This window comes from Streptomyces lacrimifluminis (assembly GCF_014646095.1).
Lineage (GTDB): Bacteria > Actinomycetota > Actinomycetes > Streptomycetales > Streptomycetaceae > Streptomyces > Streptomyces lacrimifluminis.
In genome coordinates this window covers 26,143-49,059 of sequence record NZ_BMMU01000005.1, presented here as the reverse complement: position 1 = coordinate 49,059, position 22,917 = coordinate 26,143, and the positions used below count along the sequence as shown (strand labels likewise).

20 protein-coding genes and 1 riboswitch are annotated in these 22,917 nt (G+C 68.9%); of the genes, 7 read left to right on the top strand and 13 right to left on the bottom strand.

Going from position 1 to position 22,917, the window contains the following annotated elements:
- Window positions 1-11 precede the first annotated feature (11 nt).
- The 5 genes from IEY89_RS10135 to IEY89_RS10115 form a co-directional block, all read right to left on the bottom strand.
- A complete protein-coding gene (locus IEY89_RS10135) occupies window positions 12-1,082 on the bottom strand; it encodes a ribonucleotide-diphosphate reductase subunit beta (RefSeq protein WP_373287221.1) in 1,071 nt (356 codons plus the stop codon).
- A complete protein-coding gene (locus IEY89_RS10130) occupies window positions 1,082-3,469 on the bottom strand; it encodes a ribonucleoside-diphosphate reductase subunit alpha (RefSeq protein ID WP_189146990.1) in 2,388 nt (795 codons plus the stop codon). Before IEY89_RS10130 ends, IEY89_RS10135 begins: the two co-directional genes overlap by 1 nt.
- Window positions 3,470-3,595: 126 nt before the next feature.
- Window positions 3,596-3,719, bottom strand: a riboswitch (cobalamin riboswitch).
- A 162-nt stretch (window positions 3,720-3,881) separates the two neighbouring features.
- Window positions 3,882-5,507 (bottom strand): monocarboxylate uptake permease MctP, encoded by a 1,626-nt coding sequence (mctP, locus tag IEY89_RS10125; protein WP_189146989.1) that lies wholly within the window; start codon window positions 5,505-5,507, stop codon window positions 3,882-3,884.
- Entirely contained in the window at window positions 5,504-5,788 is a 285-nt protein-coding gene (locus tag IEY89_RS10120) for a DUF3311 domain-containing protein (protein WP_189146988.1), read from the bottom strand. Before IEY89_RS10120 ends, mctP begins: the two co-directional genes overlap by 4 nt.
- 158 nt (window positions 5,789-5,946) lie before the next feature.
- A complete protein-coding gene (locus tag IEY89_RS10115; RefSeq protein ID WP_189146987.1) occupies window positions 5,947-6,711 on the bottom strand; it encodes a GntR family transcriptional regulator in 765 nt (254 codons plus the stop codon).
- 399 nt (window positions 6,712-7,110) lie between these two features.
- Between IEY89_RS10115 and IEY89_RS10110 the strand changes: the two genes are divergently transcribed.
- The 4 genes from IEY89_RS10110 to IEY89_RS10095 all read left to right on the top strand — a co-directional run bounded on the left by IEY89_RS10110 (window position 7,111) and on the right by IEY89_RS10095 (window position 11,987).
- Entirely contained in the window at window positions 7,111-8,394 is a 1,284-nt protein-coding gene (locus IEY89_RS10110; RefSeq protein WP_189146986.1) for an extracellular solute-binding protein, read from the top strand.
- 180 nt (window positions 8,395-8,574) lie between these two features.
- The gene (locus tag IEY89_RS10105) at window positions 8,575-9,573 is read left to right on the top strand and encodes a carbohydrate ABC transporter permease (RefSeq protein ID WP_189146985.1); all 999 of its coding nucleotides are present in this window, start codon (window positions 8,575-8,577) and stop codon (window positions 9,571-9,573) included.
- A complete protein-coding gene (locus tag IEY89_RS10100) occupies window positions 9,570-10,484 on the top strand; it encodes a carbohydrate ABC transporter permease (protein ID WP_229695135.1) in 915 nt (304 codons plus the stop codon). The genes IEY89_RS10105 and IEY89_RS10100 overlap by 4 nt, the downstream gene beginning before the upstream one ends.
- A gap of 9 nt (window positions 10,485-10,493) precedes the next feature.
- Window positions 10,494-11,987: a glycoside hydrolase family 3 protein gene (locus IEY89_RS10095; protein ID WP_189146984.1), complete on the top strand. Its 1,494-nt coding sequence runs from the start codon at window positions 10,494-10,496 to the stop codon at window positions 11,985-11,987.
- A 118-nt stretch (window positions 11,988-12,105) separates the two neighbouring features.
- On the opposite strand, the gene nagB is transcribed toward IEY89_RS10095, so the two are convergent.
- Entirely contained in the window at window positions 12,106-12,891 is a 786-nt protein-coding gene (nagB, locus tag IEY89_RS10090) for a glucosamine-6-phosphate deaminase (RefSeq protein WP_189147215.1), read from the bottom strand.
- A gap of 513 nt (window positions 12,892-13,404) precedes the next feature.
- On the opposite strand from nagB, the gene IEY89_RS10085 reads away from it, so the two are divergent.
- Window positions 13,405-14,880 (top strand): sensor histidine kinase, encoded by a 1,476-nt coding sequence (locus tag IEY89_RS10085; RefSeq protein ID WP_189146983.1) that lies wholly within the window; start codon window positions 13,405-13,407, stop codon window positions 14,878-14,880.
- A 190-nt stretch (window positions 14,881-15,070) separates the two neighbouring features.
- Here the strand turns inward: IEY89_RS10085 and IEY89_RS10080 are convergent, their stop codons facing one another.
- Window positions 15,071-15,328 (bottom strand): WhiB family transcriptional regulator, encoded by a 258-nt coding sequence (locus IEY89_RS10080; RefSeq protein WP_006380970.1) that lies wholly within the window; start codon window positions 15,326-15,328, stop codon window positions 15,071-15,073.
- 319 nt (window positions 15,329-15,647) lie between these two features.
- Entirely contained in the window at window positions 15,648-16,616 is a 969-nt protein-coding gene (locus IEY89_RS10075; protein ID WP_189146982.1) for a diacylglycerol/lipid kinase family protein, read from the bottom strand.
- 217 nt (window positions 16,617-16,833) lie between these two features.
- Here IEY89_RS10075 and IEY89_RS10070 point away from each other — a divergent pair, with 217 nt between their 5' ends.
- Window positions 16,834-17,280 (top strand): hypothetical protein, encoded by a 447-nt coding sequence (locus IEY89_RS10070; protein ID WP_189146981.1) that lies wholly within the window; start codon window positions 16,834-16,836, stop codon window positions 17,278-17,280.
- Window positions 17,281-17,290: 10 nt separating this feature from the next.
- On the opposite strand, the gene IEY89_RS10065 is transcribed toward IEY89_RS10070, so the two are convergent.
- The 3 genes from IEY89_RS10065 to IEY89_RS10055 all read right to left on the bottom strand — a co-directional run bounded on the left by IEY89_RS10065 (window position 17,291) and on the right by IEY89_RS10055 (window position 19,434).
- On the bottom strand, window positions 17,291-18,418 hold the full coding sequence (locus tag IEY89_RS10065; RefSeq protein ID WP_189146980.1) for an RNA polymerase sigma factor SigF: 1,128 nt from the start codon (window positions 18,416-18,418) through the stop codon (window positions 17,291-17,293).
- On the bottom strand, window positions 18,415-18,828 hold the full coding sequence (locus IEY89_RS10060; protein ID WP_006380964.1) for an ATP-binding protein: 414 nt from the start codon (window positions 18,826-18,828) through the stop codon (window positions 18,415-18,417). The genes IEY89_RS10065 and IEY89_RS10060 overlap by 4 nt, the downstream gene beginning before the upstream one ends.
- Window positions 18,829-19,173: 345 nt before the next feature.
- Window positions 19,174-19,434 carry a UBP-type zinc finger domain-containing protein gene (locus IEY89_RS10055; RefSeq protein WP_164322494.1) on the bottom strand — a complete coding sequence of 87 codons (261 nt, stop codon included), beginning with the start codon at window positions 19,432-19,434 and terminating at the stop codon, window positions 19,174-19,176.
- A gap of 94 nt (window positions 19,435-19,528) precedes the next feature.
- On the opposite strand from IEY89_RS10055, the gene IEY89_RS10050 reads away from it, so the two are divergent.
- Window positions 19,529-21,124 (top strand): Na+/H+ antiporter, encoded by a 1,596-nt coding sequence (locus IEY89_RS10050; RefSeq protein ID WP_189146979.1) that lies wholly within the window; start codon window positions 19,529-19,531, stop codon window positions 21,122-21,124.
- Between the two features lie 21 nt (window positions 21,125-21,145).
- Here the strand turns inward: IEY89_RS10050 and IEY89_RS10045 are convergent, their stop codons facing one another.
- Window positions 21,146-22,015: a 1-aminocyclopropane-1-carboxylate deaminase/D-cysteine desulfhydrase gene (locus tag IEY89_RS10045; RefSeq protein ID WP_189146978.1), complete on the bottom strand. Its 870-nt coding sequence runs from the start codon at window positions 22,013-22,015 to the stop codon at window positions 21,146-21,148.
- Between the two features lie 189 nt (window positions 22,016-22,204).
- The gene (locus IEY89_RS10040) at window positions 22,205-22,795 is read right to left on the bottom strand and encodes an N-acetylmuramoyl-L-alanine amidase (protein ID WP_189146977.1); all 591 of its coding nucleotides are present in this window, start codon (window positions 22,793-22,795) and stop codon (window positions 22,205-22,207) included.
- Between the last annotated feature and the right edge of the window lie 122 nt (window positions 22,796-22,917).

Below are 22,917 nucleotides of genomic sequence, written 5' to 3'. Positions count from 1 at the left end.
GGCCATCGGTGTCAGAACTCGTCGTCGAACGACACCGAGCCTTCCACCGCCACCTGGTACGCCGACGGGCGGCGCTCGAAGAAGTTGGTCAGCTCCTGGACCCCTTGCAGCTCCATGAAGGAGAAGGGGTTCTCGGAGCCGTACACCGGGGCGAAGCCCAGCCGGGCCAGCCGCTGGTCGGCGACACACTCCAGGTACTGCCGCATCGACTCGGTGTTCATGCCCGGCAGACCCTCACCGCACAGGTCCCGGCCGAACTGCAGCTCCGCCTCGACCGCCTCCCGGATCATGTCGGTAACCTGGTGCCGAAGCTGGTCGTCGAACAGCTCAGGCTCCTCCTTGCGGACGGTGTCGACCACCTCGAACGCGAAGCTCATGTGCATGGTCTCGTCCCGGAAGACCCAGTTCGTGCCGGTGGCCAGACCGTGCAGCAGACCCCGGCTGCGGAACCAGTAGACGTACGCGAAGGCCCCGTAGAAGAACAGGCCCTCGATGCACGCGGCGAAGCAGATCAGGTTGAGGAGGAACCGGCGGCGGTCGGCCTGGGTCTCCAGCCGGTCGAGCTTCTCGACCTCGTTGATCCACCTGAAGCAGAACTCGGCCTTCTCGCGGATGGACGGGATGTTCTCCACCGCGTCGAAGGCCGCGGCCCTGTCCGCCGGATCGGGGAGGTAGGTGTCGAGGAGCGTCAGATAGAACTGGACGTGCACGGCCTCCTCGAACAGCTGGCGGCTCAAATACAGCCGTGCCTCGGGGGAGTTGATGTGCTTGTAGAGCGTGAGCACCAGGTTGTTGGCGACGATCGAGTCGCCCGTCGCGAAGAACGCGACCAGCCGGCCGATCATGTGCTGCTCACCCTCGGACAGCTTCGCCAGATCGGCGACGTCCGAGTGGAGGTCGACCTCCTCGACGGTCCAGGTGTTCTTGATGGCGTCCCGGTAGCGCTCGTAGAAGTCCGGGTAGCGCATGGGGCGGAGAGTCAGTTCGAAGCCCGGGTCGAGCAGGTTCTTGAATGTGGAGGTGTCGGCACGCAGTGCCGCCGTTGAGGGGCGGTGGTCGGGCGACGGGTGGGCGGAGCTCATTACTGGCAGGCCTCGCAGGACTCGGGGTTCTCAAGGGAGCAGGCGACGGCGTCTTCGGGGGCCGCCTGTTGCGCGGGGACGGTCTTGTCGGGCTGGGCCTGTGCGGCACGGGCGATGCGGGTCGCGGGGCGCGAGCGCAGGTAGTACGTCGTCTTCAGGCCCGACTTCCAGGCGTACGCGTACATGGAGGAGAGCTTGCCGATGGTCGGCGTCTCCAGGAACAGGTTCAGGGACTGCGCCTGGTCCAGGAACGGCGTCCGGGCGGCGGCCATGTCGATGAGCCCGCGCTGCGGGATCTCCCACGCCGTGCGGTACAGCGCCCGTACGTCGGCCGGGATCCAGGCGAAGTCCTGCACCGAGCCGTTCGACTCGCGCAGCGCCTCCCGGGTGCGGGCGTCCCACACGCCGAGGTCCTTGAGCTCCCGCACCAGGTAGGAGTTGACCTGGAGGAACTCGCCGGACAGCGTCTCGCGCTTGAACAGGTTGGAGACCTGCGGCTCGATGCACTCGTACACGCCGGCGATCGAGGCGATGGTGGCCGTGGGCGCGATGGCGAGGAGGAGCGAGTTGCGCATGCCGACCCCGGCGATACGTTCCCGCAGCTCCGACCAGCGCTCGGGCCAGTTCAGCTGCACGTCGTAGTGGTCGGGGTGGAGCACACCGCGGGCGGTACGGGTCTTCTCCCAGGCCGGCAGCGGGCCGCCGCGCTCGGCGAGGTCGGCGGAGGCCTCGTACGCGGCGAGCATGATCCGCTCGGCGATGCGCGTGGAGAGAGCCTTCGCCTCGGGCGAGTCGAAGGGGACGCGCAGCTTGAAGAAGACGTCCTGCAGGCCCATCGCGCCCAGACCGACCGGACGCCACCGCGCGTTCGACCGGCCCGCCTGCTCGGTCGGGTAGAAGTTGATGTCGACGACCCGGTCGAGGAAGGTGACGGCGGTACGGACCGTCTCGTCCAGCCGCTCCCAGTCGATGTCACCGGCCGCCGTGTCGACGAACGCGCCGAGGTTCACCGAGCCCAGGTTGCAGACCGCGGTCTCCCCGTCGTCCGTGACCTCCAGGATCTCGGTGCACAGGTTCGAGGAGTGGACGACGTTGCCCGGCTCGGCCGTCTGGTTGGCGGTGCGGTTGGCGGCGTCCTTGAAGGTCATCCAGCCGTTGCCGGTCTGCGCGAGCGTACGCATCATGCGGCCGTACAGATCGCGGGCCGGGATGGTCTTGCGGGCGAGCCCGGCCTCCTCGGCCTCGCGGTAGGCGGCGTCGAACTCGTCGCCCCACAGGTCGACCAGTTCGGGCACGTCGGAGGGGGAGAAGAGCGACCAGAGGGCGTCCGTGTTCACCCGGCGCATGAACTCGTCCGGGATCCAGTGCGCGAGGTTCAGGTTGTGCGTACGGCGGGCGTCCTCACCCGTGTTGTCGCGCAGCTCCAGGAACTCCTCGATGTCGGAGTGCCAGGTCTCCAGGTACACCGCGGCCGCGCCCTTGCGCCGGCCGCCCTGGTTCACGGCGGCGACGGAGGCGTCCAGCGTCTTCAGGAACGGCACGATGCCGTTGGAGTGCCCGTTGGTGCCGCGGATCAGCGAACCGCGGCTGCGGATCCGGGAGTACGACAGCCCGATGCCGCCGGCGTGCTTCGAGAGACGGGCGACCTGGTGGTAGCGGTCGTAGATGGAGTCCAGTTCGTCGACGGGGGAGTCGAGGAGGTAGCAGGACGACATCTGGGGGTGCCGGGTACCGGAGTTGAAGAGGGTGGGGGAGGAGGGGAGGTAGTCGAGGCGGCTCATCAGCCGGTAGAGCGCGGCGACTTCGTCGAGGGCCCGGTGACTGTCGTCCTCCGCCAGGCCGCTCGCGACGCGCAGCATGAAGTGCTGGGGCGTCTCGACGACCCGACGCGTGACCGGGTGGCGCAGGAGGTACCGGCTGTGCAGGGTCCGCAGCCCGAAGTACCCGAAGCGGTCGTCGCCCTCGACGTCGATCAGGGTGTTCAGACGGTCCGTGTGCAGCCGTACGAACTCGGCGGTGCGGTCGGCGATCAGGCCCTCCCGGTGGCCGACCGCGACCGACTCGGAGAAGGACGTGACGCCCTGCGAGGCGGCCTCGGCGGTGATGCTGACGGTCAGCAGCCGGGCGGCCAGCCGGGAGTAGACGGGGTCCTCGGAGATGAGGCCGGCCGCGGCCTCGGTGGCCAGCTCGCGCAGCTCCGGCTCGTCGGCCCGGGCGGACCGGCCGCGCAGCGCGGCGGCGGCGACCCGTCCGGGGTCGGCGTCCGGAAGGTCGGCGGTCAGCTCGGTCAGGGCCCGCAGCAGGGCGGCACCGGGACCGTCCGTCTCCACTGGGGTCAGTGGGGCCACTGCGGTCGCTGAAGCCGGTTCGGCTGGCGCGATGGTCACGTGGGGGCTCTCCCTCGCTCGGCACGGGGCCTTGCGGAGGGCAGCGGGGCACACGGACGCCTTACGGGTACGCGCGCGTCCACCGGCCCACTCCACGAGGCCCGGACGTCAGGCGCCCGGACCGGTCGGCCGGGCGCGCTGTCGACAGGTCCTCGGACTGGACACGCGCACAGACGTGCACGAGTACACCGTTGCGGGACAGTTCCGGATTCACACCGGATTCCCCTGCGGCGACAGCGAGCACGAGCATACATCTTGTGCCGGGCCCTGGAAGCACCCCTACATGTTGTGTCGTGGCGGGAGTTGAGCGCCCCTAAGGGGCGCGGGGCTGTATGGATGTGCGGCTCCGCCGCGCGGGCGCGACAAGCCCCCACCGGGCCCGCAGACGAAGACCGCGGACCCGGCGGAGCCCTCAGTGCGCGGAGCCCGCCGTGGCCGGCGGCAGCTTCGCCACGCCCGGATCTCCCGCGTCCGCCGTGTAGTCCGACGGCTTCGTCTCGTCCACGCCCTCCGGGGCCTTCAGCGCCTTCAGCACGAAGGTGAGGGCCACCGTGACGACGACGTTCAGGATGAACGCGGTCAGACCGATGTAGCCGATCTCACCGATCCCCGGGATCTCCTTCGCGCTGCCACCGAAGTGCTTCTGCGTCGGAGACGCGACCCCGTACGCCGCCAGCGTGCCGTACAGCATGCCCGCCGCCCAGCCGGCCAGCAGGGCCCAGCGGTGGAACCAGCGGGTGAACAGGCCGCCGACCAGGGCCGGGAGGGTCTGCAGGATCCAGATGCCGCCCAGGAGCTGGAAGTTGATGGCGACCGTCTTGTCCATGGTCAGGACGAAGGCCAGCGCGCCCACCTTCACCAGGAGCGAGACCAGCTTGGAGACCTTGGTCTCCTGCTCCGGTGTCGCGTCGGGCTTGAGGAAGTCCTTGTAGATGTTGCGGGTGAAGAGGTTCGCCGCCGCGATGGACATGATGGCCGCCGGGACGAGTGCCCCGATGCCGATCGCCGCGAAGGCCACCCCCGCGAACCAGGCCGGGAACATGTCCTCGAAGAGCTGCGGGATCGCCAACTGGCCGTTGGTGACCTTGACTCCGGCCGCGATCGCCATGAAGCCCAGCAGCCCGAGCAGGCCCAGCATCAGCGAGTACAGGGGCAGGATCGTGGAGTTGCGGCGGATCACGTCACGGCTGCGGCTGGAGAGGACGGCCGTGACGCTGTGCGGGTACATGAACAGCGCCAGCGCCGAACCGAGCGCCAGCGTGGCGTACGTCCACTGCGAGGCCTCGCCCGGGGTGAGGGCGCCACGCGGTTTGCCGGTCGCCGGACTGGTCTGGGAGAAGGCGTCGCCCGCGGCCTTGAAGATGTCGTCGAAGCCGCCCAGCTTGATCGGGATGTAAATGATCGCGACCGCGATGACGAGATAGATCAGCCCGTCCTTCACGAACGCGATCAGCGCGGGCGCCCGCAGACCCGACGAGTACGTGTACGCGGCCAGCACACCGAAGGCGATCAGCAGCGGCAGATCCTTGACGAACCAGTTGGTGTCCTCGCCGCCACCGACGCCCATCACGTCCAGCACGGCCTGGATGCCGACCAGTTGCAGCGCGATGTACGGCATCGTCGCCAGGATGCCGGTGACGGCGACCGCCAGCGACAGACCCTTCGAACCGAACCGGCCGCGCACGAAGTCCGAGGTGGTGACGTACCCGTGCCGGTGCGAGACCGACCACAGGCGGGGCAGGAACACGAACATCAGCGGGTAGATGAGGATCGTGTACGGCACCGCGAAGAACCCGGCCGCGCCGGCCGCGTAGATCGCCGCCGGTACGGCCACGAAGGTGTACGCCGTGTAGAGGTCGCCGCCGAGCAGGAACCAGGTGACCCAGGTGCCGAACGACCGGCCGCCCAGGCCCCATTCGTCGAGGCTGTTCTCGTTCTCGGCCCTGCGCCAGCGCGAGGCCATGAAACCGATGACCGTGACGGCCAGGAAGAAGATGATGAAGACGACGAGTGCCACGCCGTTCACGCCGTCGTTCACGCGGACGCACCCCCGTCCTCGGCAGCCGCCTTGCGGGCGCGCTGGTCACGCTGCCAGAGCTGGTACGCGGTCATCGTCAGCACGGTGGAGATGACCACCCACAGCATCTGGTACCAGTAGAAGAACGGGATGCCGATGAAGGTCGGATCGACCTTCGCGTACGAGCCGACCCACAGCATCGCGACGAAGGGTGCGAAGAGGCAGAGCCCGATGACGACGCGGATCGGAGTCACCACCGGTGGTTCCGCGACCGGTTGTCTCACTTCAGGCGCTTCTGGCATGTCAGGACTCCGTCCCCTCGCCGATCCCTGTGATCACTTGTGCAACGCGCAGGAATCTAGGGGACGGTTCCCTTTTACGGAACCCCGTCCGCATAACGGATAACCCCTGTTGGTGAGGGGAGTGTGTCAGTGGCGGCGGAACCGGTTCGGGCGTGCGGTCAGTCCGTCGGACGCTTCAGCCTGGCCACGAACTTGTACCGGTCGCCCCGGTACACGGAGCGCACCCATTCCACCGGCAGGCCCTCCCTGTCCAGCGAGTGCCGGGACAGCATCAGCATCGGCAGGCCCACGTCGGTGCCGAGCAGACCGGCCTCGCGCGGGGTGGCGAGGGAGGTCTCGATGGTCTCCTCGGCCTCCGCGAGGTGGACGTCGTACACCTCGGCGAGGGCCGTGTAGAGGGACGTGTACTTCGCGAGCGACCTGCGCAGGGCGGGGAAGCGCTTCGCGGAGAGATGGGTGGTCTCTATGGCCATCGGCTCGCCGTTCGCCATCCGCAGCCGCTCGATGCGCAGGACGCGCCCGCCCGCCGTGATGTCGAGCAGGCCGGCGAGGGCGTCGTCGGCGGTGATGTAGCCGATGTCGAGGAGTTGCGAGGTGGGTTCGAGGCCCTGGGCGCGCATGTCCTCGGTGTACGAGGTGAGTTGCAGCGCCTGGGAGACCTTCGGCTTGGCGACGAAGGTGCCCTTGCCCTGGATGCGTTCGAGCCGGCCCTCGACGACGAGTTCCTGAAGGGCCTGGCGGACGGTGGTGCGGGAGGTGTCGAACTCCGCCGCCAGGGTGCGCTCGGGCGGGACCGGGGTGCCGGGCGACTGGGTCTCCGTCATGTCGAGCAGATGCTTCTTCAGACGGTAGTACTTGGGCACGCGCGCGGTACGGACGGTAGCCCCACCCTCGTTCTCCGCACTGCTCACGTCGGTGCTCATGCTCCGCCTTCCCGGCTCCTGGTGCCGCTACGGCCGGCGTCTGGGCCGGTCCAAGTTCACATCGTGGCACGGCCGGCGCCCCGATCGACCTGTGAATGGTCTCCCCGAGCCCTCACGCGCTCGGTGATCCCCTCTGTATACCTTCACGCCCCATGCTGGTCTAGTCCACCGTATGGAAAGGCCCGCCCAAGTCCGTGTCCCGGCGCCCTCCGAGTGGTCTACCTCCAACCGGAGGGATGTGCAGGGTATTTCCGCCACCTTCTTACTTAAAGGTTCCTGCATATGTAGGTCGCATAACGGCTGGTCAAAGGGGTTCCCGAGCTCTTGACACGTTGTTTGGTCTGAGCCAAGCTCCGCCTACTGGTCTACACCATTGGTCCAGCTCCTGAGGAGGTTGGCGTGAAGCGCAAGCTGATAGCCGCGATCGGTATCGCGGGCATGATGGTCTCCGTCGCGGCATGCGGGGATAGTGGCAGCGGCAGCTCGGACAACACCGGCGCCGACGCCAAGGAGCTGACCGTCTGGCTGACCGTGGACGCGCAGAACAACTGGCCCGAGCTGGTGAAGGCCGCCGACGCCACGCTGAAGAAGAAGCACCCCGGCATCAAGATCAACCACGAGTACTACGGCTGGCCCGACAAGAACGCCAAGCTCGACGCGGTCCTTGCCACGGACAAGGCGCCCGACGTGGTCGAGATGGGCAACACCGAGATGCTCGGCTACATGGTCAAGGGTGCCTTCGCTCCTCTCGACCCGGCGAAGTTCGACAACTCGGCCGCCTGGCTGGACGGCCTCAAGGCCTCCGTCACCTACGACGGCAAGACCTATGGCGTTCCCTACTACGCCGGTGGCCGCGTCGCCAACTGGCGCAAGGACGTGGCGGCCTCGGTCGGCGTCAAGTCCTTGCCGAAGACGTACGCCGAACTCACCTCCGCCCTGGACAAGATCCAGAAGAAGGAGGGCGACAAGTACAACGCCTGGTACCAGCCCACCCGCGACTGGTATGCCGCCATGTCCTTCGTGTACGACGCCGGCGGCTCGATCGCCGAGGAGTCGGGCGGCCAGTGGAAGGCGAGCCTCTCCTCGCCGGAGTCCGTCAAGGGCCTCACCGAGTTCAAGAACGTCGTCGACAAGTACATGCACGGCGACAAGACCAAGGACGAGTCCGACCGCTACATCGTCTACGGCCAGGGCAGGTCGAGCATGATCTTCGCCGCCGCCTGGGAGGGCGCGACCGCCGAGGCGCCGGAGAACGACAAGACCGGCAAGCTCAAGGGCAACCTGGAGAACTTCGTGATGCCCGGCCCGTCCGGCAAGAACATGCCGGTGTTCCTGGGCGGTTCGGACCTCGCCGTCCCGGTGAAGTCGAAGGCGCAGACGGTCGCCGCCGAGTGGATCAACGCGTACACCGGGGCGAGCGGACAGAAGGGCCTGATCGCCAAGGGCAACCTGCCCAACAACAAGACCGACCTCGCCACCCTGAAGAGCGACCCGGCGACGGCGGTCCCGGCCACGGCGGCCGAGTCCAACTGGTTCGTGCCGATGGCACCGGGCTGGGGCCAGGTCGAGAAGGCCCAGATCCTGCAGACGATGCTGCAGAGCATCGGCACCGGCAAGAAGACGGTCGAGGCCGCCGCGAAGGAAGCGGACGCGGCGATCGACAAGGTCATCAACGTCAAGTAGCGGGCCGACGCGGGGCCCTGTCACGGGGAGGGCCCCGCTCGCTCGCCGGACGCCGGACGCCGGACGCCGGACGCCGGACGCCGGACGCCGGACGCCGGACGCCGGACGCCAGACGTGGACGACCGACGACCCACGACCGCAACGACGGTACGACCTGAGGGACCGCTGAGGAGCGCGCGGATGAGTGCCGCTGAAACGACCACCCCTGCCAAGCTGCCGCCGTCGACGCGGCACGTGCCGCCGACGCCGCCGACAGGCACGGACGCCCCGCCCGAAAGACGGACCCCGAAGGCCACCGCCGCGATCCCGTGGGCCCTGCTCGCCCCCTGTCTGCTGGTCCTCGTGCTGGTCCTCGGCTACCCCCTCGTCCGTCTGGTCACCCTGTCCTTCCAGAAGTTCGGGCAGTCCCAGCTGTGGGGCTTCCAGCCGGCCGAGTCGGTGGGCCTCGACAACTTCTCCCAGGTGCTCGGCGACGCCGAGTTCTGGGCCGTCGTCGTCCGCACGATCGTCTTCGCCGTCGGCTGCGTGGTCCTCACGATGGTCGGCGGCATGTTGATCGCGCTGCTGCTCCAGCGGGTGAGCGGCTGGATGAAGACGCTCATCAACATTGTCCTGGTGGCCAGTTGGGGCATGCCGATCATCGTGGCGACCACCGTCTTCAAGTGGCTGTTCGACTCCGACTACGGGATCGTCAACGCCCTGCTGAGCAAGCTGCCCGGCGTCGAGCTGATCGGCCACAACTGGTTCGCCAGCGGACCCCAGGGCCTGGCCGTGATCATGCTGCTCGTCGTCTGGGGCGCGGTGCCGTTCGTGGTCATCACGCTCGGCGCTGGACTGACCCAGGTCCCGAAGGAGCTGGAGGAGGCGGCCCGGCTGGACGGCGCGGGCGCCTGGGGCGTCTTCCGTTACGTCACCCTCCCGATCCTCAAGCCGATCATCGTGATGCTCACGACCCTGTCGGTCATCTGGGACATGGGTGTGTTCCCCCAGGTGTTCGTCATGAGGAACGGCCACCCGGAGGCCGAGTTCCAGCTCCTGACCACCTACTCCTACGACCGGGCCTTCGCCGTCAACGACTACGCCCAGGGCTCGGCGATCGCCCTGCTCACCGTGGTGCTGCTGCTCGGTGTCGTCGCCGTCTACATGCGCCAGATGCTGAAGATCGGAGACGTCGAATGACCGGCACGACCAGCACGACCAGCACGACAGGCACGACCAGCACGACCAACGTGACCGGCACGAGCGGGGTAGCCCTCTCCGCTCCCGCGAAGCCCCGGAGGTCGAAGGCCGGCTGGAACGTGCTGGGCCTGTTCGTCCTCCTGACGGCCGGTTTCCCCGTCTACTGGATGCTGAACACGGCGTTCAAACCGGCGAAGGACGCGATCGACCCCGACCCGAGCCTCCTCCCGACGGGCTTCACCCTCGGCAACTTCCACCGCGCGCTGACCATCGCCGACTTCTGGGGGCCGGTCGGCCGCAGCCTCATCGTGTCCCTGACGGTGGTGGTGATCGGCGTCATCGTGGGCATGCTGGCCGCCCTCGCCATCTCGCGCTTCGCCTTCCGCGGGCGGAAGATTGTCATCGTCGGCATTTTGGCCGTGCAGATGGTCCCCCTGGTCGCGATGATCATCCCCGTGTTCCTGCTCCTCAACGACCTCGGCCAGTACGACAGGCTGACCGGCCTGATCATCACCTACCTGACCTTCATCCTCCCGTTCACGGTGTGGACCCTGCGCGGGTTCATCGTCAACATCCCGAAGGAACTGGAGGAGGCGGCGATGGTCGACGGCTGCTCCCGCACCAGCGCCTTCCTCCGCGTCGTCTTCCCCCTGCTGGCCCCCGGCCTGGTCGCCACCTCGGTCTACGGCTTCATCCAGGCCTGGAACGAGTACCTCTACGCCCTGATGCTGATGAGCCAGAAGAACCAGACCGCCACCGTCTGGCTCGGCAACTTCACCACCAAGCACGGCACCGAGTACGCCCCGATGATGGCCGGCTCCACGCTGATGGCCGTGCCGATCGTCGTCCTCTTCCTCCTCGTCCAGCGCAAGATGGCCGCGGGCCTGACCGCGGGCGCCGTGAAGGGATAACCCCACCCGATGACGACACTCGCCCGCCGCCCGGACGTCCTTACCCGCGACGCGCTCACCGTCCTCCAGCCGGGCTTCACCGGCACCACGGCCCCCGACTGGCTGCTGCGCCGCCTCGGCGAGGGCCTCGCCTCCGTGGGCCTGTTCGGCCGCAACATCACGTCCCCCGCCCAACTGACCGCCCTCACCGCCCAGCTGCGCGCCGAACGCGACGACGTCCTGGTCGCGATCGACGAGGAGGGCGGCGACGTCACCCGCCTGGAGGTCCACACCGGCTCCTCCTTCCCCGGCAACCACGCCCTGGGCGCGATCGACGACGTCGAGCTGACCCGGCAGGTCGCGCACGAACTCGGCCACCGCCTCCGTGTCTGCGGGGTCAACCTCAACTGGGCCCCGTCGGCGGACGTCAACTCCGACCCCGCCAACCCCGTCATCGGCGTCCGCTCCTTCGGCGCCGACCCGGAGCTGGTCGCCCGCCACACCGCGGCCTACGTCACCGGCCTCCAGACGGCGGGCGTCGCCGCCTGCACGAAACACTTCCCGGGGCACGGAGACACGTCGGTCGACTCGCACCACGCCCTCCCACGCATCGACGCGAGCCGTTCCGTCGTCCTCGACCGTGAGCTGTCCCCGTTCCGCGCCGCGATCGACGCCGGCACCAGGGCGGTGATGAGCGCCCACATCCTGATCCCCGCTCTGGATCCCGACCACCCGGCCACCCTCTCCCACCCCGTTCTCACCGACCTGCTGCGCGGCGAACTCGGCTACACCGGCCTGATCGTCACCGACGGCATGGAGATGCGGGCCATCGCGGGCACCTACGGCATCGAACGCGGCAGTGTCCTCGCCATCGTCGCCGGTGCCGACGCCATCTGTGTGGGCGGCGGCCTCGCGGACGACGAGACGGTACGCCGCCTGCGCGACGCCCTGATCAAGGCCGTCCGCACCGGCGAACTCCCGGAAGAACGCCTGGCGGACGCGGCGGACCGCGTCCGGACCCTGTCCCGCTGGACGGCGACAACACCGCGGGAGCCCTCCGTGACAAGGCCCCCGGACGTGGGCCTCCTGGCCGCCCGACGCGCCGTGGAGGTGACGTACCCGGCGGACTCCGCCCCGTTCGAACCCCTCAGCGAACCCCCGTACGTGGCCGCCTTCACCCCCGTGGCGAACTTCGCCGTCGGCAGCGAGACCCCGTGGGGTGTGGCAGCCGAGCTGGTACGCCTCCTGCCCGGCACCCGCACCGGCACCTTCACCGGCGAGGCCGCGGCCCGGGCGGCTCTGACCGAGGCGGGCCGGAGCCGCATCGTCGCCGTGGTCCGCGACGAACACCGTCACCCGTGGATGTCGGCGGCCCTCGACACCCTCCTCACCGCCCGCCCCGACACGATCGTCGTCGAGATGGGCGTCCCCCAGTCCCCCCGCCGAGGCGCCGCCCACCTGGCAACCCACGGCGCGGCCAGAGTCTGTGGCCAGGCGGCGGCGGAGCTCATCGCACGACGATAGAAAGCCGGTACCCCTCTTTCGAGGGGGACCGGCTTTCTAGGGGCGCGGGGAACTGCGCGACCAGCCACAGCGGACCCGCACCCAGCCGACAACCGAACCCGGCAGACCAAGAGATCCCTCAGATCCCTTGCCACTCAGGCTTGTTGACAAAAGTGTGCCGAAAATAGTCCGCAAGCTTCAGCTTGGAAGCCGCACCCTCGTCGACAACCACCGTCGCATGCGGATGCAACTGCAGCGCCGACGCGGGGCACACCGCGGCGACAGGCCCCTCCACAGTCGCCGCCACCGCATCGGCCTTGCCCTCACCCGTCGCCAGCAGCACCAGATGCCGAGCCTCAAGGATCGTGCCGATGCCCTGCGTGATGACGTGATGCGGCACCTGAGCGATGTCGCCGTCGAAGAACCGCGCGTTGTCGATCCGGGTCTGCTCGGTCAACGTCTTGATCCGGGTCCGCGAGCGCAGCGACGAGCACGGCTCGTTGAACCCGATGTGCCCGTCGGTCCCGATCCCCAGCAACTGCAGATCTACCCCGCCGGCCTCGGCCAGCGCCCGGTCGTACGCCTCGCACGCTCCCCGCACGTCCTCGGCGGTCCCGTCGGGCCCCATGAACGCGTCCATCCCGATCCCGAGCGGCTCCAGCACCTCGCGCCGCAGGACGGAACGGTACGACTCAGGATGCTCGGCCGGCAGCCCCACGTACTCGTCGAGCTGGGCTATCCGCGCTCGGGACACCTCCACGGCACCGGCACTCACCTGGGCCGCGAGCGCCTGGTAGATGGGCAGCGGGGTCGAGCCGGTGGCCACACCGAGCAGGGCGGTCGGCTTGTGCCGGAGCAGCTGTGCCATGGCCCCGGCGATGAGCTCGCCACCCGCCTTGGCGTCCGGAACGATGACAACTTCCACGCTGGGCCTGCCGATCTGGAGAGAGCCGTGTGGTTTAGACCAATCTAACAGAGCGGGGTATCGGCGGAAAATGACCTGGCGATCCACCCCCGCACAGGAACCAACAGAGCTAGGCTGCATGGTGGAAGCTTGGGCGTCCGGCCAGTGCCCTCGGGCAGTCCTCAAGCGTCCGGTCTGCTCGCGAAAGCACAGCAACAAACACTCTTCAACGCATGGACACACTCTGTGGTCTAGTCCACAATGCGTAGAGAGACGTACGACCAGAGCCTCCGTCTTCCCCGCACAGGAAGGCGGATCGAGGAACCGGGGCTCTCTGCCCTGACTGCGCCGGCTCCTCATCCATCGGCCGACCGGGACCGCACACCCCGCGGCCGTTGCTGCTCCGGGCTGCGGTGCCGGGAGGGCTGAGGGTCCCTCTCAGGCGCCGCGGCCCGCGGGTGCGGGCCCCCTTCGAGGACCCCCGCCGGCCTGTGGTTTCCGGCCGTGTCCGAACCGGCGGGTACGCTCGCACACGTGCCCTCCATGAACGAACTCGTACGCCAGCACACCGCGCTCAGCGACTCCGACCTGGAGTGGCTGCACCTGCTGGTGTCGGAGTGGCAACTGCTCTCCGACCTCTCCTTCGCCGACCTCGTCCTGTGGGTCCCCACGAGCGACGGCACCCGCTATGTCTCCGTCGCCCAGATGCGGCCCAACACCGGCCCCACCTCGTACCAGGACGACATGGTCGGCCACCTCGTTCCCCGTGGCCGCCGCCCGCTGCTGGACGCCGCCCTGGACGAGGGCCGGATCGTGCGCGAGGGCGACCCGGAATGGCGTGAAGAGGTCCCTGTCCGCGTCGAGTCGATCCCCGTACGCCGGGAAGGACGTGTCCTCGGTGTCATCGCGCGCAACACCAACCTCCTCACCGTCCGGACCCCGAGCCGCCTGGAGCTGACGTATCTCCAGAGCGCCTCCGACCTGGCCCAGATGATCGCCGCCGGATCGTTCCCCTTCTCGAACCAGGTGGTCGACATGGACGCCTCGCCGCGGGTCGGCGACGGCCTGATCCGGCTCGACGCCGAAGGCATCGTCCAGTACGCCTCGCCCAACGCGCTGTCCGCCTACCACCGCCTCGGCCTCGCCTCCGACCTCGTCGGCCACCACCTGGGCATGACCACCGCCGAACTCGCGCCGTCCCGGGGCCCGGTGGACGAGGCGCTCTCCAAGGTCGCCAGCGGCTGGGCGCCGCGTGAGTTCGAGATCGAGTCCGCCGACGGGGTCATCCAGTTCCGCGCGATTCCCCTCAAGCCCAAGGGGACGCGCATCGGTTCGCTCGTCCTGCTCCGGGACGTCACCGAACTGCGCCGTCGCGAACGCGAGTTGATCACCAAGGACGCGACCATCCGGGAGATCCACCACCGCGTCAAGAACAACCTCCAGACGGTGGCCGCCCTGCTGCGCCTCCAGGCCCGGCGCATCGACTCGGAACGCGGGCGCGAGGCACTGGAGGAGGCCGTACGGCGGGTCGGGTCCATCGCGATCGTGCACGAGACGCTCTCGCAGAACCTGGACGAGCGCGTGGAGTTCGACGAGATCGCCGACCGCGTACTCGCGATGGTCTCCGAGATCTCACCGGGCACGGTCACCGGTCGGCGTACCGGGCGTTTCGGCATTCTGGACGCGGAGGTCGCGACCCCGCTCTCCATGGTGCTGACCGAGATCCTGCAGAACGCCCTGGAACACGGTTTCGGACCGGGCGACACCGGCTCGGTCGAGGTCTCGGCGGTCCGCGGCGGCACCACCAAGGAGGCCCGTCTCCTCGTCACCGTCCAGGACGACGGCGTGGGTCTCCCCGAGGGCTTCGACCCGCACCGCTCCGGCAACCTCGGTCTGCAGATCGTACGGACGCTGGTGGAGGGGGAGTTGGGCGGCACGTTCGACATGGTGCGGGCGCCCGAGCGGGGTACACAGGTGATCCTCGACATCCCGGTGCGCGCCAACAAGTAGCCCCCGCAGGGCGGATGAGCCCGGGTACGGCGACAGGCCCGGGCACAGCGATGAGCCCCGGACCATGGGATGGTCCGGGGCTCAGATGCTTGTTGTCATGCGCATCGGGGGAACTGCGCGCTGCGGCTCGGGGGCGGGAGATGCGTACTCGCTGTACGCGCCGCCAAGCTCAGGCTGTTGGGGTGGGTTGTCAGGCGGTTGCCTGGCGGGCCCGGTTGCGGGCGGCGCGACGCTTCATGGCACGGCGCTCGTCCTCGCTGAGACCACCCCAGACGCCGGAGTCCTGGCCGGACTCAAGCGCCCACTGCAAGCACTGCTCCATGACGGGGCAGCGGCGGCAGACGGCCTTGGCTTCCTCGATCTGCAGCAGCGCAGGACCGGTGTTGCCGATGGGGAAGAAGAGTTCCGGGTCTTCCTCGCGGCAAACGGCGTTGTGACGCCAGTCCATGGCTGCTACCTCTCCTTGGTATTACATGCACGTTGCTTGTGAATGTGAACGCTTTCACGAATCCCTCAACAAGTGAAGGGCCGATCATCAGATGGACTGATGTGGTCCTGTGAAGTGAGGAGGGGTTCTGGCTCTCTGTGGTGGCCGGTGTTGCGGGCCGTCCCGAGCGCCACTTAGAGACTCGCAAACCTCAGCGGCGGATACAACCCCTACCGGAAAGTTTTTTTTGATTCCTCGGTGTCGGCTCGGTCACAGCCGTACTTCCATGGGGTGGACCCTGGCCTAAACGTTCGAGTGGAAGGACTTTAGCCCGTTCCGCTCACACAATCACACGCAGTGCACGGCGTACGCCTGTGAACGTCACGCTCGTTCGCAGTCCCAGGTGGTCGCCGTCCATCTGGAGGGGCAGGGGGACCTTCGAATGCAAGGTGAAGTCTGTCAGGTCATGCAGGGAGGTGGCATGCCTGCCATGGGGTCCCCGTTCGGGGGACGAAGTGAGCAACTGCATGCCATACCGGGCAACCGCGCCCGTCGACATGCGGCTGAGACCGAGTACGTCGAGCCCGGTATCGAACGAAGCCTTAGGCGACGCGTACACCGGACGATTACCCAGATACGTCCATGGGGACGTGTTGCAGACTATGGACAGCACCAGATCCGTCACCGGGTCGGCCCCCGGCTGTTCCAGGGTGATCGTGCCGTGCCGGCGATTGGCCTCTCCCAGGAATTGACGCACGACCTGCCGCAGGTAAAGGGAATGTGTGGATTTACGGCCGCGTTCCCGCTGCTGTTCCACACGGCCGATCACACCGGCGTCGAATCCCAGACCGGCACAGAACGTGAACCAGCGCTCCGGCACCGACTCGTCCTCGGTGCCCGGGGTGCCTCTCGCGACACCGAGGCCCACCGTGCGCTCCCGCTCCTCGCGCAGGGCGTCCAGGAGGACGCCGGTGGCTTCCACGGCGTCGTTGGGCAGACCGAGGGCGCGGGCGAAGACGTTCGTGGAGCCGCCGGGGACCACGGCGAGGCGGGGGAGCCGGTCCGGGTCGGGCCCGTTGTGCAGAAGGCCGTTCACGACCTCGTTGACCGTCCCGTCGCCGCCGAGGGCGACGACCAGCTCGATGTCCTTGCTCTCCGACGCCTGCCGGGCGAGGTCACGCGCGTGGCCCCGGTACTCGGTGGTGACCGCCTCGAGTTTCATCTCGCTCGCGAGAGCATGGGTCAGCACATCGCGCGTACGTGCGCTTGTGGTGGTAGCCGCCGGATTGACCACGAGAAGTGCACGCATGCGAAGCAGGGTACCTACCCGGTGGTACTCGGCCCAGGGCAGGTCGGGATCAGTAGGAAGCGGGGGGCGTGAGCGGGGCGCTCCGCGGGAAGCGCCGTATGAAGCTGCGGGTGCGTTGTGGCTGGTCGCGCCCCGCGGCGGAGCCGCAACATGTCACAGCCCCGCGCCCCTGGGGGCGCGGACCGGGCGCCGTGGTGTCCACGGCTACCCTTCTGACGTGAGCGCTGAGCGGAACCCTGCCCCGGAAACCCCCGAATCCACGGAGCCGCGACCCCTGAGGCTGACCCTCGCAGCCGTGCTGGCCGCGCTGGAGGGGCTTGCCCTGGTTGTCGGCGGGGCCCTCATCCTCGTACTGGGGCTGACGGGCGACCCGGATGACCGGCAGCAGGCCGTCACCGGCGGTGTCACGCTCGTCGTGCTCGCGCTGCTGCCCCTGCTCGCCGCGCGCGGGCTGCTGGGGCGGCGGAGCTGGAGCCGGGGGCCCGCCGTCATCACGCAGATCATGGCGCTGCCCGTCGCCTACAACCTGCTCCAGGCCGACAGCATGGCCATCCCGGGCGGGATCGTGCTGGGTGTCGTGGCGGTCACCGCGCTGGTGCTGCTGGTGAACCAGGAGACGACCCGGGCCCTCGGGATCCGGGGGCCCGGCAGCGAACCGGAGTAGACCCGAAGGTTTACTCCTCCACCAGCAGCTTCTCGCGCAGCTGGGCCAGGGTCCGGGCCAGCAGACGGGAGACGTGCATCTGGGAGATGCCGACCTCCTGCGCGATCTGCGACTGCGTCATGTTGCCGAAGAAGCGCAGCAGCAGGATGCGCTTCTCGCGGGGCGGGAGATCCTCGAGGAGCGGCTTGAGGGACTCGCGGTACTCGACGCCCTCCAGGGCCTCGTCGTACGAACCCAGTGTGTCCGCGACCGCCGGGGACTCGTCGTCCGTGTCGGGGACGTCCAGGGACAGCGTGGAGTACGCGTTGGCCGACTCCAGGCCCTCCAGGACCTCCTCCTCCGAGATGCCCAGCTTCTCGGCGAGCTCGTGCACCGTGGGGGAGCGGCCGTGCCGCTGTGAGAGTTCCGCCGTCGCCGTGGTGAGCGAGAGACGCAGCTCCTGGAGCCTGCGCGGGACACGGACCGCCCAGCCCTTGTCACGGAAGTGCCGCTTGATCTCGCCGACGACCGTCGGGGTCGCGTACGTCGAGAACTCGACGCCGCGGTCCGGGTCGAAGCGGTCGACCGACTTGATCAGGCCGATGGTCGCGACCTGGGTCAGGTCGTCCAACGGCTCACCGCGGTTACGGAAGCGGCGCGCGAGGTGCTCGACGAGCGGGAGATGCATACGGACCAGCCGGTTGCGCAGCTCCGCGTACTCGGCGCTGCCGTCCGGCAGTGCGCGCAGCTCGTAGAACAGGGCGCGCGCTCCGCTGCGGTCCGTCGGGGAGTGCTGTGTGGCCTGCGCCGTCTGCTGTGCGCCCTGCGCGTCGTCTCGTTCGTGCTCGCTCATCGTCCCGCCCGTCGACCCTCCCCGAGTCCGAGCGTCGGCTCGAACAAGGGAGACCTCACTTGGCCCTTCCAGGGGCGCACTCTGCACGGCACCTTCCCGATCCAGCTGCCCGTCGTCCATGAAGCCGGCCTCCGGGGGGTTGTCCTCCGGGTGCGGCCGGGCCTGCTCGGGGATGCCGGAGATACCGGCGATGCCGGAAACGGCGTCCGCCGTGCCCCGCTGCCCGTCCGGGCCGTCATCGCCCGCCGCGGGCAGCTCCCGTGTGCCGCGCTCTTCGTCCCGCACCGGCCCGTCCCCGTTCCTCACGCCGGCCCGGGTCCCGCGCCGCGCTTCTTGTGGAGACTGATCGACACGGTCTTGTCCTCGGCGACGGTCGAGTCGACCTGGCCCGCGAGAGCCGACAGGACGGTCCAGGCGAAGGTGTCGCGCGCGGGGGCGTGACCGTCGGTGGTCGGAGCCGAGACCGTGACCTCCAGGGAGTCGTCGATCAGTCGGAACACACAGCTGAGTACGGAGCCGGGCACGGCCTGCTGAAGCAGGATCGCGCAGGCCTCGTCCACTGCGATGCGCAGGTCCTCGATCTCGTCGAGGGTGAAGTCCAAACGGGCCGCGAGACCGGCCGTGGCCGTACGCAGCACCGACAGGTAGGCACCCGCGGCCGGCAGCCGGACTTCGACGAAGTCCTGGGTCGCGGGCTCGCCTGCGAACTGGGACACCCTCACCTCCAAGGTGGTACAAGCTCTTTCGGGGGCCGAGGGTCGCCCCCCGGGTAACGCGATACGTGGTTCAGCGGTGACGCTACCGCGCTCTCGGCTTTCCTGTCCCGGGACCCCAGCCCCTTGTCGTCACTCATAGTAAACCTGTGTATACGCACAGTGGCTAGGGGTCTGCGGGCCCAATTGGGAAGAGCACGCGCCGGGTTGACGTACCCAGACGTCAGACGGTCGAACCGTCCGGATCCAGGGTCACATGAGTACACCCTCGGTCACCAATGCCCCTGCTCACACGGGTGCGGGGCCGGGTGTGCGGCATTTTTCGCCTCCACGCTGTCGTCCGAGCGGTCAGACGAGGACGTGGTCGACGAAGCACCAGCGCCAGCTCTCGCCGGGTTCGAAGGTCCGCATCACCGGGTGCCCGGTCTCCTTGTGGTGCTCTGTCGCGTGGCGCATGGGCGAGGAGTCGCAGCAGCCGACGTGGCCGCATTCCAGGCACAGGCGCAACTGCACCGGGTGGGTTCCGGCCGCCAGGCACTCCGGACAGGTCTCGTTCTTGGGCTGGGGTTCCGGGAGGGGCAGCGCGTCGGCATGCGTGCACTGTTTCATGATTGCCAGGTTACGACGGCCGTGCGCGCAGCCGCGCGGAAAGCCGGAGTGCGCGGATGACAGGGTGGGTGGAAACGAGAGTGGGCCGAAACCGATGCATGTGATGCCACTGCTCCTGCTGGTCGCGGGCAGCGCCGCCATTGCCGCCGCGGCCCGCCGCACACCTGTCCCGCCCCCGCTGCTGCTGGTCGCCGCCGGCCTGGTGTTCGCGTACGTCCCCGGGGTGCCCGACTACGCGCTCGACCCGCATGTCGTCCTGCCGCTGATGCTGCCCCCGCTGCTGTACACGGCGGCCGTCGACAGCTCGTACCTCGATCTGCGCGCGCAACTGCGGCCCGTGGCACTGCTGTCGGTCGGGTACGTGCTCTTCGCGACCCTCGTCGTCGGCTGGGCCGCCTATCTGATCGTGCCCGGGCTGCCGCTGACCGCCGCGCTGGTGCTAGGCGCGGTCGTGGCGCCGCCGGACGCCGTCGCGGCCACGGCGATCGCGCGCCGGGTCGGGCTGCCGTCGCGGGTCACCACCATCCTCCAGGGCGAGTCCCTGGTGAACGACGCCACCGCGATCACCGCGTACCGCGTCGCTCTCGCGGCGGCCGTCGGGGAGGGCGCGACCTGGGCGGGCGGCATCGGCGAGTTCCTGCTCGCGGCGGTCGGCGGCATCGGGATCGGGCTGATCCTGATGATGCCGATCCACTGGCTGCGTACCCACCTGAAGGAAGCGCTGCTCCAGAACACGCTGTCCCTGCTGATCCCGTTCGCGGCGTACGCGGTCGCCGAAGCGGTGCACGCCTCCGGGGTCCTCGCGGTGGTGGTCGTGGCGCTCTACCTGGGACATCGCGCGTGGCAGGTCGATTTCGCGACCCGTCTCCAGGAGGAGGCGGTCTGGAAAATGGTCGCCTTCGTTCTCGAATCGGCCGTCTTCGCCCTGATCGGGCTGCAACTGCCGGTCGTCATGGAGGGACTCGGAGAGTACGAGGGTGTCGATGCCGCCTGGTACGCGATCGCCGTCTTCCTCGTGGTCGTCGTCACCCGCTTCGCGTGGGTGTACCCCGGGACGTTCGTGCCCCGGCTGCTGTCGGCGCGGATCAGGGAACGGGAGCCGAACCCGACCTGGAAGGGCGCGTTCGTCATCTCCTGGGCCGGGATGCGGGGCGTCGTCTCGCTGGCCATCGCCTTCTCGATCCCGCTCACCATGGAGGGCGGCGAGGCGTTCCCGGAACGGAACCTGGTGCTCTTCCTGACCTTCACGACGGTCATCGGCACGCTGGTCGTCCAGGGGTTGACGCTGCCCCCGCTGATCCGTCTGCTGAAGCTGCCCGGGCGTGACGCGCAGGCCGAGACGCTCGCGGAGGCGAACGCCCAGGCGCAGGCGTCCAGGGCGGCACAGCGGCGCCTGGAGGGCCTGTTGGAGGACGACCGCAACGCGCTGCCGCCTCCGCTGGCCGACCGGCTGCGCACGGTGCTGGAACGCCGGCAGAACGCCGTCTGGGAGCGGCTGGGCTCGGTCAACCCCGTGACCGGCGAGACGGTGGACGACACGTACCGGCGGCTGTCCCGCGAGATGATCAGCGCGGAACGCGAGGTCTTCGTCCGGCTTCGGGACGGACGCCACATCGACGACGAGATGCTGCGGACCCTGCTGCGACGGCTGGACCTGGAGGAGGCGGCGGCGTTCCGGGAGGCGGAGTAGGGCGGGTGCGCCTCCGGTGGTTCAGGGGAACGGACGGCCCGTGATCACCGCCGCGACGGTGGTCCCGTTCGCGAACGCGCCTTCTTCCGCGAGGGCGACAAGTCCGTAGAGCATCTTGGCGACATAGAGACGTTCCACGGGTACGTCGTGACGGGCCTCGAAGTCGTCGGCGAAGGCGTGCAGTTCGGGGGTCGTACGGGCATAGCCGCCGAAGTGGAAACGGTGGTCGAGGGTCCATGAGCCGCGGGGCCCGCCGAAGGTGAGGTCCTGGAGGGCCCGTATCTCCGTGTCCAGGAAGCCCCCCTTGAGGACGGGGATGCCGAGGGCGCTCTGGTCGGGGGCGAGGCCCGCGGCGAGGCCGGCGAGGGTGCCGCCGGTGCCGCAGGCGACCGCGACGACGTCGGCGTGGCCGCGCAGCTCCTCACCGAGGGCGCGACAGCCGCGTACCGCGAGGGGGTTGCTGCCGCCCTCCGGCACGACGTACGCGTCCTCGGCGCGGGCCGCCCGGCGGACGGCGGCGAGGGTGTCGGCATCGGCCTTGTGCCGGTACGTCGATCTGTCGACGAAGTGCAGCCGCATGCCGTTCGCCGTGCAGTGGGCGAGGGAGGGGTTGAGGGGGATGTCGGCGAGTTCCTGACCGCGGACCACACCGATCGTGGGCACGCCGAGGAGACGCCCGGCGGTGGCTGTGGCGCGAAGGTGGTTGGAGTAGGCGCCGCCGAAGGTGAGGATCGGGCGGCCGGCGGCGGCTTCCAGGTTGGGTACCAGCTTGCGCCACTTGTTGCCGATCAGGTCCGGGTGGATGAGGTCGTCGCGCTTGAGAAGCAGCCGGAGGTGGCGGCGGGCGAAACGGGGGTCGGCGAGTTCCTGGAGGGGCGTGGGGAGGGACACGGGGCCATTGTCAACCGGCCAGGCGCCGACTGGCTCGGCCGGTCCACCACAGGCGTCGTTTCCCACCCACCTGCCCGTTCACCGTCTGTGTCCAGCGCGGGCCCAGGACATCCAGCCTGTCTGGGGGGGGCAGCCCCCAGGAACGGGACGGGACGGGAACGGGTAGGGGCGGCGGGGGCGAGGAAATCCCTACTTCAGGCGATCCCGTACCCGTTCCCTCAGCCACTGCATGGTGAAGCCCCGAGGATCGATCTTGCCGGGCTGCCATTCGAGGTGGCCGATCACCGACCGTTCCGTCCAGCCGTGATGGCGGCACACCGCGGCGGCGACCTTCTCGATGGCGTCGAGCTGGGCCTGCGGCCAGGGATCCTCCCCGTCGCCGAGGTTCTCGCACTCGAAGCCGTAGAAGTGCCGGTTGCCGTCCGTGTTGGCCTCGTTGTCCGGCGGAAGAGCCTTCTCGGCGATCACCGCGCGCAGGACGTCGTCGTCACCCAGGCCCGCGTGGTTGGCCCTGCCGTATCCGACCAGATGGACGCGGCCGTCCTTGGTGACGACGCCGTGGCACAGTGGGCCGGGCAACCCGGCATAGCCCGCACGGCAGAGTTCCACCGTGTACTCGCTGCCCTCGGTCACGGTGTGATGGATCATCACACCGTGAACCGGGCCCCAGGGACCCTTGTGATCGCGGTTGTGGTGGACCCAGTCGCCGACCTCGACGACGGTGACGCCTTCCTCCCTGAGCCGGTCCAGGAAGTCGGCAGCGGACATGGGTGGGGCCATGACCGTCTCCTCACATGCTGCGCGACGGTCACCGGTCGTGACCACCTCGTATCGCAGCTTGTACCGGAATCCAACAGTCAGGGCGAATTGTTCGTACGGCGTGCGAGCCGATCCGGTCAGCG